The sequence below is a fragment of the Pseudarthrobacter sp. TE3704 genome, from assembly GCF_056279405.1.
In genome coordinates this window covers 220,362-234,615 of record NZ_JBWCCJ010000005.1, presented here as the reverse complement: position 1 = coordinate 234,615, position 14,254 = coordinate 220,362, and the positions used below count along the sequence as shown (strand labels likewise).

The window sequence follows — 14,254 nt, the reverse complement described above, 5'->3', positions numbered from 1 at the left end:
TTCAACGCCACTGAAACCGCTGCCATGGAGGCCGCCCTCCAAGCAGCCCTGCAGGGGCCGCGCGGGGCGAACCCGCTGGTGGGCGCCGTCGTCGTCGATCCCGAAGGTCGCACCCTCGTCACCGGATTCCACCGCGGCGCGGGAACTGCGCACGCGGAGGCTGACGCGATCGCGCAGGCCAATGCCGCAGGGCTGAACCTGAGCGGATGCACCATGGTGGTGACGCTGGAGCCGTGCAACCACGTGGGCCGTACCGGCCCCTGCGCCGAGGCCATCATCGCCGCCGGCATCACCGACGTGGTGTACGCCGTGGATGATCCCCATGACCCCGCCGCCGGCGGAGCCGCAACGCTCCGTTCCGCGGGGGTCCGGGTACGCAGCGGACTCGGCGCCGCCGAATCTTTGGACCTGAACCGCCGCTGGTTCGAGGCGGTGGCTGCCCGGCGTCCCTTCGTCACGCTGCATATCGCGCAGACCCTCGACGGACGCATCGCCGCCGAGGACGGCACCAGCCAGTGGATCTCAAGTCCGGAATCCCTGATCGACAATCACGCCATCCGCACCCGCATCGACGCCATCCTGGTGGGCACGCAGACTGTGTTGGTGGACAATCCGAGGCTGACAGCCCGTGATCCCCAGGGAGCACCCGCTGCCAAGCAGCCGGTGCGTGCCGTCATGGGACTCCGTGACATCCCGGCCGGGGCCGCCATCCGCGGTGACGACGGCCTGGCCGTGCACCTTCCCACCCGGGAACCCCGGGAGGCCCTGTCCACGCTCTACGCATCCGGCGCCCGCCACATCATGGTGGAGGGAGGCTCGCGCATCCTCAGCGCGTTCCTCACCGCCGGGCTGGTTGATGAACTCATCGTGTACCTCGCCCCCACCCTGCTGGGTTCCGGAACCCCGGCCCTGAACGGCCTGGGCATCACCAGCCTTCCGGACGCCCAGCAATGGGAGTGGGACGCGTCCGACGGCGGCGCGGTGCGTACGCTGGGCCGCGACCTGAGACTTCACCTGAGACCGCAACGGACCGTTGCCCTCGATCCACAACCAGCACTCAACCCACAATCGTCCCGCGGCAGCGCGGAGCAAGCCCAGGGAGGCTACTGATGTTTACCGGAATTATTGCCGAACAGGGACACGTCCTGTCCGTGGACCGTGACGGCGACACCAGCGCCACAGTCCGGCTCCAGGCACCAAGCACCACGGAGGGCCTTGCCCTGGGTGGCTCGATCGCAGTCAACGGTGTCTGCCTCACGGCCACGGAAATTGACGGCAAGGAGTTCAGCGTGGACGTCATGGGGGAGACCCTGGTCCGCAGCACCATCGGCGAACTCGCTGCGGGCGACTCCGTGAACCTGGAACGCTGCGTCCCGGCCGGCGGACGGCTGGACGGCCATGTGGTCCAGGGCCACGTGGACGGGGTGGGAGTCCTGCTGGAGCGGGAGCCGCTGGGCAACTGGGAACGCCTCCGCTTCGGTGTACCCGCCAACTTGGCCCGCTACATCGCCGAAAAAGGGTCCATCGCCATCGACGGCGTATCCCTCACCGTCACGGCCGTCAGTGCCGCCACCGAACCCGAGCCATGGTTCGAAGTGGGTCTGATTCCCACCACCCTGGCGGAGACCGGCCTGGGCGCCAAACGTACGGGCAGCCGGGTCAACCTCGAGGTGGACGTCCTGGCCAAGTACACCGAACGCCTGCTGGCGTTCAGTACGTCCCGCCCCGCCGCTGCCGAAGGAGGCGCACGATGAACGCCGCCCTCCGACTCCAGCCCGAAGTAGCCGGCGCCGCCGGTTCCGGGGCCGGCAGTGCCCTGGCCGGCAACGCCCAGGCGGAACCTGGCCGCGCACTTGATTCCATCGAGGACGCAGTACGGGCGATGGCGGCCGGCCGGCCGGTGCTTGTGGTGGACAACGAGGACCGGGAAAACGAAGGCGACATCATCTTCGCCGCCCAGCACGCCACCCCGGCGCTGATGGGATGGACCATCCGCTACAGCTCCGGCGTCATCTGCGTCCCGCTCTCCGGCGACCGCGCGGATGCCCTTGCACTGCCGTCCATGGTGACAGTGAATGAAGATGCCAAGGGAACCGCCTACACTGTCTCCTGCGATGCGGCCGTCGGTGTCAGCACCGGGATCTCGGCCACGGACCGGGCCCTCACGGCCCGGGTGCTGGCGGATCCGCAGTCCGTGCCCGCGTCCGTCACCCGGCCGGGGCATATATTCCCGCTCCGTGCAGTTGACGGAGGTGTGCGGGAACGCCCGGGCCACACGGAGGCCGCGGTGGACCTGTGCCGCCTGGCCGGCCTTGAGCCGGTGGGCGTCATTGCAGAAGTGGTGTACGACGACGGCGAGATGATGCGCCTGGACGGGCTCCGCGCCTTTGCGGCAGAGCATGGCTGCCCCTTGGTCTCCATTGAGGACCTGGCGGCCTACCTCGCAGCAGGGGCGGGGGTTTCGAACGACAGCACCCGGGACGTTCCGGGCGGGAAGAAGGAGACAAGATGACGGCGTCCGCAGCCAGCGACGGCATGCATCAGGATGGCCACCGGACGGGACGCACCGGCAGCGGTGTTGTCCCCCATCCGGTCAGCGGCGGCCCCATCGTGCAGCTGCCCACCGCTTTCGGCGATTTCGTGGCGCAGGCATGGACAGACCTTGTGACCGGCGTTGAACACCTGGCCGTGAGTTCCCCCAACCCGCCCCGCGACGGCAAGGCACCCCTGGTCCGCCTGCACTCCGAATGCCTCACCGGCGATGTGTTCGGCTCCTACCGGTGTGACTGTGGCGAGCAGCTGGCCTATGCGCTCGAAGTGATCCACGAGCACGGCGGCACACTGCTGTACCTGCGCGGCCAGGAAGGCCGCGGCATCGGCCTCGCGAACAAGATCAAGGCCTACGCACTGCAGGAGGCCGGCTTCGACACGGTGGAGGCCAATGAGCAGTTGGGACTCCCCGTGGATGCGCGCTCTTACAACGCCGCGGCCCAGGTGCTGGCCGAGATGGGCCTCCACGAGGTCCGGCTGCTGAGCAACAATCCGGACAAGCAGAACAGGCTGGCACGTGCCGGCGTCAAGGTAGTCGAAATGGTCCCCACCGAAGTACCGTCCCGGGACCAGAACATCCGCTACCTGCAGACCAAAAAGCACCGGATGGAGCACCGCCTGGTCCTGGACAACCACGTGGCAGCTGTGCCTGTGACCACCCCCGACACTTTTATCCACGAACAAGACTGAACGGAACAGACGAACCTATGAGCGGACACGGCGCCCCCGACATCGACCTCAGCACCCTCAACCCCGCCGAAACGTCGCAGCTGCGGCTGGCGATCGTGGCGGCCAGCTGGCACACCCAGATCATGGACGGACTCCTCGACGGAGCCCTGCGCGCGGCGAAGGATGCCGGCATCGCCGAGCCCACCGTCCTGCGCGTCCCCGGCAGCTTCGAGCTGCCGGTCGCTGCCGCGCGGCTGGCACCGCACTTCGACGCCGTCGTGGCACTCGGCGTCGTCATCCGCGGTGGCACGCCGCACTTCGACTACGTCTGCCAGGCTGCGACGTCGGGACTCACCGACGTCAGCGTGGCCACCGGCGTACCCGTAGGCTTCGGCGTCCTCACCTGTGACACGGAACAGCAGGGCCTGGACCGCGCCGGCCTCCCGGGCTCCAAGGAAGACAAGGGCCACGAGGCCGTCACCGCGGCGCTGGCTACCGCCGTCGTCCTCAAGCAGTACTCCTAACATGCGAGGGGCGCGGTGTGTATTCGCTCACATCGCGCCCGTCATGCAACGGCCCGGGAAGCGCCCTTCGGGCCGCAGCAAGTAGGCTGGAGGGCGTGAAGAATTTCGAGACGCTGTTCGCTGAGCTCAGCGAGAAGGCAGCCACCCGCCCGGAAGGCTCCCGCACCGTCGCTGAATTGGAGTCCGGTGTTCACGGCATCGGCAAAAAAGTCGTTGAGGAAGCAGCCGAGGTTTGGATGGCTGCCGAATATGAATCCGATGAAGCCGCGGCAGAGGAAATCTCCCAGCTGCTGTACCACCTGCAGGTTCTGATGCTCGCCAAAGGCCTGACCCTGGAAGACGTCTACAAGCATCTGTAGCCACCGGTCCGGCGCGCCTCGAGCCGCCGTGCCCGCTGTGGCCTGCATTGCCTGAACACCTAGACCTCCCAATCCAGAAAGATTTCCCATGCTGCGAGTAGCCGTCCCCAATAAGGGATCCCTGTCCGAAGCCGCCTCCGCCATGCTGTCCGAAGCCGGATACCGCCAGCGCCGCGATACCCGCGAACTGGTCATGGTGGACCCGGACAATGACATCGAGTTCTTCTTCCTCCGCCCGCGCGACATCGCCGTGTACGTCGGCCAGGGAACGCTCGACGTCGGCATCACCGGCCGGGACCTGCTGCTGGACGCAGAGGTGGAGGCAGAGGAGCTGCTTCCGCTGGGGTTCGCCGCCTCCACTTTCCGCTTCGCCGGCCCGGTCGGGGATTTCGGGAAGGTTGAGGAGCTGGAAGGCAAGCGCCTGGCCACCAGCTACGACGGACTCCTCCGCACCTACCTGGCCGAACGCGGCATCAACGCCAAGGTGGTCCGCCTGGACGGAGCCGTGGAATCCTCGGTCCGGCTTGGCGTGGCCGACGCCATCGCCGACGTCGTGGAGACCGGCAACACGCTCAAGGCCGCCGGTATGGAAATCTTTGGCGATCCGATCCTCAAGTCCGAGGCAGTCCTGATCCGCCGTACCGGCGAAGGCGGCGCCGCCAACGGCACCGCCAGGGAAATCGACGTCCTCATCCGGCGCCTGCAGGGCGTCCTGGTGGCGCGGCAGTACGTCCTGATGGACTATGACATCCGCAAGGAGCTCGTGGAACAGGCCGCCGCCCTGACCCCCGGCCTGGAATCGCCCACCGTGTCCCCGCTGCGGGACTCCGACTGGGTTGCTGTCCGGTCCATGGTGCCCAAGAAGGAAACCAACCGGATCATGGATGAGCTCTACGACCTCGGCGCCCGCGCCATCCTGGTCAGCAGCATCCACGCCTGCCGCATCTGAGCCGGCCCGCGCAGCAGTACCAACCGCAACATTCCAGGAGTTCCCATGGCAGTAGCAGTACGCGTCATTCCCTGCCTTGACGTGGACGCCGGGCGCGTCGTCAAAGGCGTCAACTTCGAAGGCCTCCGCGACGCGGGCGATCCCGTGGAGCTGGCGCACCGTTACGACAATGCGGGAGCCGACGAACTGACGTTCCTTGACGTGACGGCGTCATCGGGCAACCGCGAGACCACCTTCGACGTGGTCCGCCGCACCGCGGAGGAAGTGTTCATTCCCCTGTGCGTGGGCGGCGGCGTCCGCGGCGTGGCCGAAGTGGACAAGCTGCTGCGCTTCGGTGCGGACAAAGCGGCCATCAACACCGCCGCCGTGGCCCGCCCGGACGTCATCGACGAAATCACCCGGCACTTCGGTTCGCAGGTCCTCGTCCTGTCAGTCGATGCCCGCCGCACCCGCCCCGGGTCCAAGCCCACGCCGTCGGGCTTCGAGGTGACCACCCACGGCGGGCGCACCGGCACCGGAATCGACGCCATCGAATGGGCCAAGGAAGCAGCCGACCGTGGCGTGGGGGAGATCCTGCTCAACTCCATCGACGCGGACGGCACCAAGGACGGCTTCGACCTGGAAATGATCCGCATGGTCCGCGCTGCCGTCAAGGTTCCGCTCATCGCCTCGGGCGGCGCCGGGGAACCGGCCCACTTCCCGCCCGCGGTGGCGGCAGGTGCCGACGCCGTGCTGGCTGCATCGATTTTCCACTGGGGTCCGAACGACATGATGCACCAGGTCAAGGACGCCATCAGGGCAGCAGGCTTCGAAGTCCGCTGATCCCCACCCGCCCCCTAACCTCGCTTCGCTTCGGCCAGGGAACCCTGCGGGCGTGGGCCCAGCGCTTTTAGAGCCCTACTTCGGCTGACTGGAGGAGTGCGACGGCGTCCGGCTGGCCTTCGAACGTGACGAGGGCGTGGCGGGTGCGGCCGTGGGCGTGCATCAGCAGTTCACCCGGCTCGCCGACAATGGCCACCGAGACGGGTGCACGCTTGGCGACGTGGCGGGGACCCGAGGGGCGCACGAGCACGATGCCAAGGTCGACGCCCCGGTACAGGATGGCGGCACGCTTCACGAGTTCGTCCCACAGGGCATCGGAGTAGGCCTCGTCCAATGCCCGTGGCGCCCAGCGGTCCACGGCACGGCGGACGTCCTCGGTGTGCACGAAGTATTCAATGAGGTTGGAGCTTTCGTCCAGCGCCTTGATGTTCATGGGGGAGAGGGCGGGCGGCCCGGCGCGGAAGGTGTTCACCAGCCCGGCATAGTCCTCCGCGGTGGTCAGCTTCGCGGCCAGCCTGGCGGTGGCCTGGTCCGACGCTTTGGCCAGGCGTTTGATGATCAGGCCCAGTCCCACGGCAGCCTTGCGCTCACGCAGGTACAGGTGCGCGGCAAGATCCCTGGTACGCCAGCCCTTGCACAGTGTGGGCGCATCGGGACCGGCCGCAAGCAGGGTTTCGGCCAGGACTTCTCGGGACGGTTCGACGTAATGCATCACTTGTGAAACTAGCACGAGAGGCCGGAAGTTGGGCAGCGTACCAGCGGCTGCTGGCGTGCCTTTGTTCACATCCGATCCGGGTCCGACGAAGGCACTAGACTTGACCTGATGTCTGAGCAGCCCGCCCCCGCCCAAACCCCCGGTTCCGCCGTGCCTGGAGCCCCCTCCAGCGCCCCTGCAGCGGCCCTCACTGAAAGCCCGCTGCCTTCCGCGCTGGCCGCCGCCCTGAAACGCGACAACGCAGGCCTGGTAGCCGCCGTCGTGCAGCAGTTCGACACCAACGAGGTCCTCATGCTCGGCTGGATGGACGACGAAGCCCTCCACAGGACCATGACCACCGGCCGCGTGACGTTTTACTCACGCTCCCGGCAGGAGTACTGGCGCAAGGGGGACACCTCCGGCCACGTCCAGTGGGTCAAGTCCGTTGCCATGGACTGCGACGGCGATGCCCTGCTGGTGCGCGTCGACCAGGTGGGTGCCGCCTGCCACACCGGCACCCGGACCTGCTTCGACGGCCGGGAACTGAACGTCACCACGGCCCAGGCGGGCTGAAACCGGAGCAGTGGCCGCGCGGGCATCCGCTGCCGTCGCAGCAGCAGCTCCGGCCCTCTGCAAGAAATTCAAGGCGTCCGGCCAGGCCGGCCCTCACAAGAACAGGCGGAAAGCATAGCCATGCAGGACCTTGGAATCATCAGCCCGAGCCTGGAGGAATTCCGGGAACTGGCCGGCCACAGCCGTGTCATTCCCGTCAGGCTCAAGGTGCTCGCGGACGCCGAAACGCCCATCGGCCTGTACCGGAAGCTGGCGCAGGGCCAGCCCGGGACCTTCCTGATGGAGTCCGCAGCAGTGGGCGGTGCCTGGTCCCGCTACTCCTTTATCGGTGCAAAGTCACGGGCTACCTTGACCACCAAGGACGGAAACGCACACTGGCTGGGGGAGCCGCCGGTGGGAGTGCCGCTGGACGGCAGCCCGGTGGACGCCATCCGGGACACCATCGATGCCCTGCGCACCGACCGGTTCGACGGCCTGCCGCCCTTCACCTCCGGCCTGGTGGGTTTCCTTGGCTGGGAGACCGTCCGGCACTGGGAGCGGCTGGTGAGCCCGCCCGAGGACGACCTGCAGCTGCCGGAAATGGCGCTGAACCTGGTGACCGACATGGCGGTCCACGACAATGTGGACGGCACCGTGCTGCTCATCGCCAACGCCATCAACTTCGACAACAGCTCGGAGCGCGTGGACGAGGCCTGGCACGACGCCGTGGCCCGGGTCAAGGCACTCCTGGCCCAGGTCAGCACCCCGGTGGCGCAGCCTGTCTCGGTCCTGGCACCCGCTGCCCTGGACTTCGCCTCCAGCGTCCAGGAACGCTGGGACGAAGCCGAGTACCTGGCCGCCCTGGACCGCGGCAAGGAAGCCATCGTGGACGGCGAGGTGTTCCAGGTGGTCATCTCGCGGCGCTTCGAAATGGAGTGCAGCGCTTCGGCACTGGACGTCTACCGGGTTTTGCGGAACACCAATCCCAGTCCGTACATGTACATCTTCAGCCTCGAGGACGCCGACGGCCGGGAATACTCCATCGTGGGGTCCTCACCCGAGGCACTGGTCACCGTCACCGGTGAAGAGGTCATCACGCACCCCATCGCCGGCTCCCGGCCGCGCGGCAAAACCGTCGAGGCGGACAAAGCCCTCGCCGAGGAGCTCCTGGCCGACCAGAAGGAACGTGCCGAGCACCTCATGCTCGTGGACCTGTCACGCAACGATCTGTCCAAGGTCTGCATCGCAGGAACCGTGGACGTCACCCAGTTCATGGAAGTGGAGCGCTTCAGCCACATCATGCACCTGGTGTCCACCGTGGTGGGCGAGCTCGCGCCGCACGCGAAGGCCTATGACGTCCTGAAGGCCACGTTCCCGGCCGGCACCCTCTCCGGCGCACCCAAGCCACGGGCGCTGCGGCTGCTGGACGAGCTGGAACCGCACCGCCGCGGCATCTACGGCGGCGTGGTGGGCTACCTCGATTTCGCCGGCGACATGGACATGGCCATTGCCATCCGCTCTGCCCTGATCAGGGAGGGACGCGCGTACGTCCAGGCCGGCGGCGGCATCGTTGCAGACTCGGTGAACCCCACCGAAGCACTTGAAACCGTGAACAAGGCCGCCGCGCCGCTGCGGGCTGTCCATACGGCTGGCTCCCTGCAGAACATCTCGGCGGAATCCCTCCCCGGCGGGACGGACGCCTGATGCCCAACGCGGGACAGGCAGCAGGACAGGCGGCTGCCGCGGCCCAGGCGGCACCCGCCTGGGCCCGCAAGTCTTCACTGGTGCTGCTGATCGCTGTGCTGGCACTGGCCGTCTTCGGGGCCACCACGCAAACCTGGATGTCCGTCACCGTGAACCCCGACCAGGTGGGCCAGGCCGGGGCTGCACAGGAGGCGCTCGAGGTTCAGGGAAGCAAGGCTGCCACCGCCGTGACCGCCCTTGCCCTGGTGGCCCTCGCGGGCGGGCTCGCGGCCGCTATCGCCGGCAGGATCGCGCGCTGGATCATCACCGCCATCATCGTCCTTGCCTCGGCCGGCATCGTCGCCGCGGCGGCCACCGTCCTGGCCGACCCGCTCGCTGCGGCACAGGGATCCATCGCTGCCGCCACCGGCGTCACCGGCGCCCAGGCGCAGGTGGCGGTGACCGCGTTCCCCACGCTGGCCGTCGTCGCCGGCTGCCTGCTCGCCCTTGCCGCCCTGCTCATCATCCCGGCAGGCCGGTACTGGAAAACCAGGACCAAATATGACGCGCCCACAGCGGCAGGCAGCACAGCAACAGCAGGTCCCGTTGACGAAATCGATAGCTGGGACCGGCTGTCACGCGGTGACGATCCCACCTGAGCCCGCACTGGCCTTCACCGGGCAGCGGACGCGGCCGGCCGATGACCGGTAGCGGGCCAAAAAATGGCAGAATGTAAGCAGTATTCATCCTGAGGAGATTTTCCATGAGCAAAGCACCTGCGTCCGTTTCCAAGTCCGGCACCCGCACGGTAGCCCCCGGCGCCATCGACCACAGTCAGGAACTGGGCCACGGCAACAGCCCGGCAGCCTGGACCTGCGTCATTGTCATGCTGGTCGGCGCGCTGATCATGTCGATCGCCTTCGTCATCGCCAACACCCCCATCTTCATCGCCGGCGGCGGCGTCATGGTGCTCGGCCTGATCCTCGGCTACATCATGCGCAAGGCAGGCTACGGCGTCGAAGGCAGCAAGCTGAAGAACTCCGGCCACTGATGGCAACTGTTCTCGACGACATCAATGCCGGTGTCCGGGAGGATATGGAGGCCAGGAAACGGCTCGTTTCCCTGGCTGAACTGAAAGACCTGGCGCAGGGCGCTGCACCTGCCCGCGACGCCTGGGCAGCCCTCGGCGGCCCCTCGGCGTCCCGCGACCAGCTCAAGGTCATCGCGGAAATCAAGCGGCGCAGTCCCTCCAAGGGCGACCTCGCCAGCATCGGCGATCCTGCCTCGCTGGCCAGGCAGTACGCCGACGGCGGGGCTTCCGTCATCAGCGTCCTCACCGAGCAGCGCCGCTTCAACGGGTCCCTGGCGGACCTTGACGCCGTACGCGCCGCCGTCGACGTCCCCCTGCTGCGCAAGGACTTCACGCTCGACGAATACCAGATCTGGGAAGCCCGCGCCCACGGCGCGGACCTAATTCTGCTGATTGTTGCCGCCCTTTCCGACGCCCAGCTTGCCGATTTCAGCGCCCTCAGCGCCGAACTTGGCATGAGCGTGCTGGTGGAGACGCACACGGAAGAGGAAATTGAACGGGCCGCCGCGGCGGACGCGCGCATCATCGGAGTGAACGTGCGGAACCTGAAGACGCTCGACGTCGACCGTTCCGTGTTCGCGGCGCTGGCCGGGCAGATCCCGGCCGGGGCCCTCGTGGTCGCCGAATCGGGCGTACGGGACGTCCACGACGTCACCCACTTCGCCGCAAGCGGTGCCAACGCGGTGCTTGTGGGCGAGGCGCTGGTGAGCCACTCCACCCCCCGGGAGCGGATCGCGGAGTTCACTGCCGCCGGCGCTGCCGCCATCGCCGCACGCGGCTGACCGGCCGCCCTGTACGACGTGCGGCAGGGGTGCTGCGCGAAGAGCAATGGTGCCCGGGCATAACTCCCGGCTTCGGCCGGACCATACTTTTGACCGATCAACTTGAACAGGACGGGACTGATGGCCGACGCACCTTCAGGCAACGCTGACAACAACGCCGCGGAAGCATTCCTGCAGGGCGGCTCGCTCCGGCACGCCCCGGGACCGTACTTCGGAAACTACGGCGGGCGCTGGATGCCCGAGTCCCTCATCGCCGCCCTGGACGAACTAGAGGAAACCTTCGACAAGGCCAAGGACGATCCCGAGTTCCGGGCCCAGATCACCGACCTGAACAAGAACTACTCCGGCCGTCCCTCGCTGCTGACCGAAGCCAAGCGGTTTTCCCAGCATGCCGGGGGAGTCCGGGTATTCCTCAAGCGCGAGGACCTCAACCACACCGGCTCGCACAAGATCAACAACGTGCTGGGCCAGGCGCTGCTCGCCAAGCGCATGGGCAAAACCCGGGTCATCGCCGAGACCGGCGCCGGCCAGCACGGCGTCGCCAGTGCCACCGCCGCGGCCCTCATGGGCCTCGAGTGCGTGGTCTACATGGGTGCCGAGGACTGCCGCCGCCAGGCGCTGAACGTGGCCCGCATGGAGCTTCTGGGCGCCACCGTCATTCCCGTCACCAGCGGCTCGCAGACGCTCAAGGACGCCATCAACGACGCCCTCCGGGACTGGGTGGCCAACGTGGACAATACCCACTACCTGCTGGGTACGGCCGCCGGCGCCCACCCGTTCCCTGCGATGGTCCGCTACTTCCACGAGGTCATCGGCGAGGAAGCCCGCGCCCAGATCCTGGACCAGGAAGGACGCCTCCCGGACGCCGTCTGCGCCTGCATCGGCGGCGGGTCCAACGCCATCGGCATCTTCCACGGCTTCCTTGATGATCCTTCGGTCAAGATCTACGGCTTCGAAGCCGGCGGCGACGGCGTGGACACCGGACGCCACGCCGCCACCATCACGCTGGGCAAGCCGGGCGTCCTGCACGGCGCCCGTTCCTACCTCATGCAGGACGATGACGGCCAGACCATCGAATCCCACTCCATCTCGGCAGGACTCGATTACCCCGGCGTGGGACCGGAACACTCCTACCTCGCCGACATCGGCCGGGTCAGCTACGAACCCATCACGGACAGCGAAGCCATGGATGCCTTCCGGCTCCTGTGCCGCACCGAGGGCATCATCCCCGCCATCGAGTCCTCGCACGCCCTGGCGGGCGCCATCAAGGTGGGCCAGAGGCTCGCCGCCGAAGACGCGGCTGCCGCAGCGGACAAGATCGTGATCGTGAACCTTTCGGGACGCGGCGACAAGGACGTGGCCACCGCGGCCGAATGGTTTGACCTGCTGGACAAGGAATCCGCGGAATCGGAAATCGGCAAAGAGGGGGAGCAGCTGTGAGCAGCGCACAGACAGCCGGCAAGGCACAGATGACCAGCAAATCGGCGGCAGCCATCGACAAGGCACGCGCCGAAGGCCGTGCCGCCCTCATCGGTTACCTGCCGGCGGGCTACCCCAGCGTGGAAGCGACCATCGCGGCCGGCATCGCACTGGCCGAGAACGGTGCCGACCTGATCGAGATCGGCATTCCGTACTCGGACCCCGTCATGGACGGCCAGGTCATCCAGGCCGCCACCACCGAGGCGCTGGCCAACGGCTTCCGCGTCAGCCAGGTGTTCGACGTGGTGGCCGGCATCACCAGCAAGACCGACGCCGCAGTCCTGGTCATGACCTACTGGAACCCCGTGGTCCGGATGGGCGTGGACGAATTCTCCCGCCGCCTTTCCGAAGCCGGGGGAGCAGGCCTGATCACCCCCGACCTCATCCCCGACGAGGCCGATGAGTGGATGACGGCCTCCGACAAGTACGGCCTTGACCGGGTGTTCCTGGTGGCGCCGTCGTCCACCGCCGAGCGCATGCAGCGCACCGTGGATGCGAGCCGCGGCTTCGTGTACGCCGTGTCCATCATGGGCGTCACCGGAGCCCGTTCCTCCGTCAGCACCGCCGCGAAGGACGTTGTGGCTGCGGCACATGCCGCCGGTGCTGAACGCGTGTGCGTGGGACTGGGCGTTTCCACTGCAGACCAGGTGCGCGAGATCGCCGCCTACGCGGAAGGCGTCATCGTGGGCACGGCCCTGGTGGCAGCAGTCCGTGACGGCGGCGTGGACGCCGTCGCTGCCCTCACCAAGGACTTGAGCTCCGGCCTGACACGGGAAGAAGCCTAACCCGATGCAGACCATCCTTCAGGCGGCCGCCATGGTCCCTGCCCTGGTGCCCGCCAGCATTCCGAGCCCGGACTGGTCCGGATTCGACATTCCCCTGCCGTGGGGAACGCTGCGCATCCACGCCTACGCCCTGTGCATCCTGGCCGGCATCGTGGTGGGCCTCTGGCTGACCTCCGCCCGCTGGGCAAAACGCGGCGCGCCTGAAGGAAGCGTCTGGGACATCGTGGTCTGGGCCATTCCGTTCGGCATCATCGGCGGCCGGCTTTACCACGTGTTCTCGTCGCCGGACGCCTACTTTGGGCCTGGTTTCGACGGCACCGGCGACCTCTCGCTGATCCCGCAGATCCAGCGCGGCGGCCTCGGAATCTGGGGCGCCGTGGTGCTCGGCGTCGTGGGCGCCTGGATCGGCTGCCGCCGCAGCGGCGTCAAGCTCACCGCTTTCCTGGACGCCGCCGCACCGGGCCTCCTGCTTGCCCAGGCTGTAGGCCGCTGGGGCAACTACTTCAACCAGGAACTCTTCGGCAGCCCCACCACCCTGCCGTGGGGCCTGCAGATCGACGCCGACAACCCCAACTTCCCGGCCGGCGTGCCCGCCGGCACCCTGTTCCACCCCACATTCCTCTACGAGTCCCTGTGGAACGTGGCGGGCGTCCTGATCCTGCTCGCCCTGGACCGGAAATTCAATTTCCGCCGGAGCAGGCTCTTCTGGCTGTACGCCATGTACTACACCCTGGGCCGGGTGTGGATCGAAGCCATGCGCATTGACGATGCCGAACAGATCTCCCTCTTCGGCATCACCACCAGGCTGAATGTCTGGACCAGCATCCTGGTCTTTTCCGTGGCCCTGGTTGCCTTTATCCTGTTGGGCAGGAAGGGCCGTCCGGAACCGGACAGCGTGTACCTGCCCGGACGCGAACCGGCGAAAACGGTCGCCGGAAATGCTGCCGGAAACAACGCCGATGAAGTCCGTGATCCGGACCCCGTTGTCTCAGATAGTGAAGCGCGTGATAATCTCCCTGATAACCAAAGCGGTTCCAGGCCCACTTCCGCCCCCACGGAAGAGGCCGCGGCAGCACCGGCGGGCACCAAGCCCGGCACGGATGCAACGGCTTCCGGACACTCCGGCAGCACAGCCACAGGAGCCGCACCCGAGGCCGGCACCAGCAAGTAGCCGCCGGCCACGCAGGGCAGCAGAGCCACCGCTCGGAGCTCCCGAAACCACAACGTCGTGGCATGGGGCCCAGTCTTTCAGCATAGAGCTGCTGCCGGACGAGGCCCTGGGCAGGGGCCTGCGTAACCGTTAGTTCAGCAGGCCG

General features: G+C 67.5%; 17 protein-coding genes. 16 read left to right on the top strand and 1 reads right to left on the bottom strand.

Annotated features, from left to right (window positions below):
- The first annotated feature begins 24 nt into the window (after positions 1-24).
- From ribD to hisF, 8 genes are all read left to right on the top strand, one after another.
- Positions 25-1,110 (top strand): bifunctional diaminohydroxyphosphoribosylaminopyrimidine deaminase/5-amino-6-(5-phosphoribosylamino)uracil reductase RibD, encoded by a 1,086-nt coding sequence (ribD, locus tag ACZ9BC_RS15355; protein WP_476246816.1) that lies wholly within the window; start codon positions 25-27, stop codon positions 1,108-1,110.
- A complete protein-coding gene (locus ACZ9BC_RS15350; RefSeq protein WP_476246695.1) occupies positions 1,110-1,754 on the top strand; it encodes a riboflavin synthase in 645 nt (214 codons plus the stop codon). The genes ribD and ACZ9BC_RS15350 overlap by 1 nt, the downstream gene beginning before the upstream one ends.
- Positions 1,751-2,512 carry a 3,4-dihydroxy-2-butanone-4-phosphate synthase gene (gene ribB / locus ACZ9BC_RS15345; protein WP_476246694.1) on the top strand — a complete coding sequence of 254 codons (762 nt, stop codon included), beginning with the start codon at positions 1,751-1,753 and terminating at the stop codon, positions 2,510-2,512. The genes ACZ9BC_RS15350 and ribB overlap by 4 nt, the downstream gene beginning before the upstream one ends.
- Positions 2,509-3,240 (top strand): GTP cyclohydrolase II, encoded by a 732-nt coding sequence (ribA, locus tag ACZ9BC_RS15340; RefSeq protein ID WP_476246693.1) that lies wholly within the window; start codon positions 2,509-2,511, stop codon positions 3,238-3,240. The genes ribB and ribA overlap by 4 nt, the downstream gene beginning before the upstream one ends.
- A 17-nt stretch (positions 3,241-3,257) precedes the next feature.
- Positions 3,258-3,743 carry a 6,7-dimethyl-8-ribityllumazine synthase gene (gene ribH, locus ACZ9BC_RS15335; protein ID WP_079597073.1) on the top strand — a complete coding sequence of 162 codons (486 nt, stop codon included), beginning with the start codon at positions 3,258-3,260 and terminating at the stop codon, positions 3,741-3,743.
- Between the two features lie 95 nt (positions 3,744-3,838).
- On the top strand, positions 3,839-4,102 hold the full coding sequence (locus ACZ9BC_RS15330; RefSeq protein WP_009358176.1) for a phosphoribosyl-ATP diphosphatase: 264 nt from the start codon (positions 3,839-3,841) through the stop codon (positions 4,100-4,102).
- 88 nt (positions 4,103-4,190) lie between these two features.
- Positions 4,191-5,051: an ATP phosphoribosyltransferase gene (gene hisG, locus ACZ9BC_RS15325; protein ID WP_476246692.1), complete on the top strand. Its 861-nt coding sequence runs from the start codon at positions 4,191-4,193 to the stop codon at positions 5,049-5,051.
- Between the two features lie 45 nt (positions 5,052-5,096).
- Positions 5,097-5,873 carry an imidazole glycerol phosphate synthase subunit HisF gene (gene hisF, locus ACZ9BC_RS15320; RefSeq protein WP_079597071.1) on the top strand — a complete coding sequence of 259 codons (777 nt, stop codon included), beginning with the start codon at positions 5,097-5,099 and terminating at the stop codon, positions 5,871-5,873.
- Positions 5,874-5,940: 67 nt separating this feature from the next.
- On the opposite strand, the gene ACZ9BC_RS15315 is transcribed toward hisF, so the two are convergent.
- Positions 5,941-6,585: a TIGR03085 family metal-binding protein gene (locus tag ACZ9BC_RS15315; protein WP_079597230.1), complete on the bottom strand. Its 645-nt coding sequence runs from the start codon at positions 6,583-6,585 to the stop codon at positions 5,941-5,943.
- Between the two features lie 111 nt (positions 6,586-6,696).
- Between ACZ9BC_RS15315 and hisI the strand changes: the two genes are divergently transcribed.
- From hisI to lgt, 8 genes are all read left to right on the top strand, one after another.
- Positions 6,697-7,140 carry a phosphoribosyl-AMP cyclohydrolase gene (gene hisI / locus ACZ9BC_RS15310; RefSeq protein WP_476246691.1) on the top strand — a complete coding sequence of 148 codons (444 nt, stop codon included), beginning with the start codon at positions 6,697-6,699 and terminating at the stop codon, positions 7,138-7,140.
- A gap of 120 nt (positions 7,141-7,260) precedes the next feature.
- Positions 7,261-8,823 carry an anthranilate synthase component I gene (locus ACZ9BC_RS15305; RefSeq protein WP_476246690.1) on the top strand — a complete coding sequence of 521 codons (1,563 nt, stop codon included), beginning with the start codon at positions 7,261-7,263 and terminating at the stop codon, positions 8,821-8,823.
- Positions 8,823-9,461, top strand: coding sequence for a Trp biosynthesis-associated membrane protein (locus ACZ9BC_RS15300; protein ID WP_476246689.1), 639 nt, complete (start codon positions 8,823-8,825; stop codon positions 9,459-9,461). The genes ACZ9BC_RS15305 and ACZ9BC_RS15300 overlap by 1 nt, the downstream gene beginning before the upstream one ends.
- Before the next feature lie 104 nt (positions 9,462-9,565).
- On the top strand, positions 9,566-9,853 hold the full coding sequence (locus ACZ9BC_RS15295; protein ID WP_476246688.1) for an HGxxPAAW family protein: 288 nt from the start codon (positions 9,566-9,568) through the stop codon (positions 9,851-9,853).
- Complete coding sequence (gene trpC / locus ACZ9BC_RS15290) at positions 9,853-10,674, top strand: indole-3-glycerol phosphate synthase TrpC (protein WP_476246687.1); 822 nt, start codon at positions 9,853-9,855, stop codon at positions 10,672-10,674. Before ACZ9BC_RS15295 ends, trpC begins: the two co-directional genes overlap by 1 nt.
- A gap of 120 nt (positions 10,675-10,794) precedes the next feature.
- Positions 10,795-12,114, top strand: a complete 1,320-nt coding sequence (trpB, locus tag ACZ9BC_RS15285; protein WP_476246686.1) for a tryptophan synthase subunit beta — start codon at positions 10,795-10,797, stop codon at positions 12,112-12,114.
- 29 nt (positions 12,115-12,143) lie between these two features.
- The gene (gene trpA / locus ACZ9BC_RS15280; protein ID WP_476246815.1) at positions 12,144-12,938 is read left to right on the top strand and encodes a tryptophan synthase subunit alpha; all 795 of its coding nucleotides are present in this window, start codon (positions 12,144-12,146) and stop codon (positions 12,936-12,938) included.
- A 4-nt stretch (positions 12,939-12,942) separates the two neighbouring features.
- Positions 12,943-14,109: a prolipoprotein diacylglyceryl transferase gene (lgt, locus tag ACZ9BC_RS15275; protein ID WP_476246685.1), complete on the top strand. Its 1,167-nt coding sequence runs from the start codon at positions 12,943-12,945 to the stop codon at positions 14,107-14,109.
- Positions 14,110-14,254 lie beyond the last annotated feature (145 nt).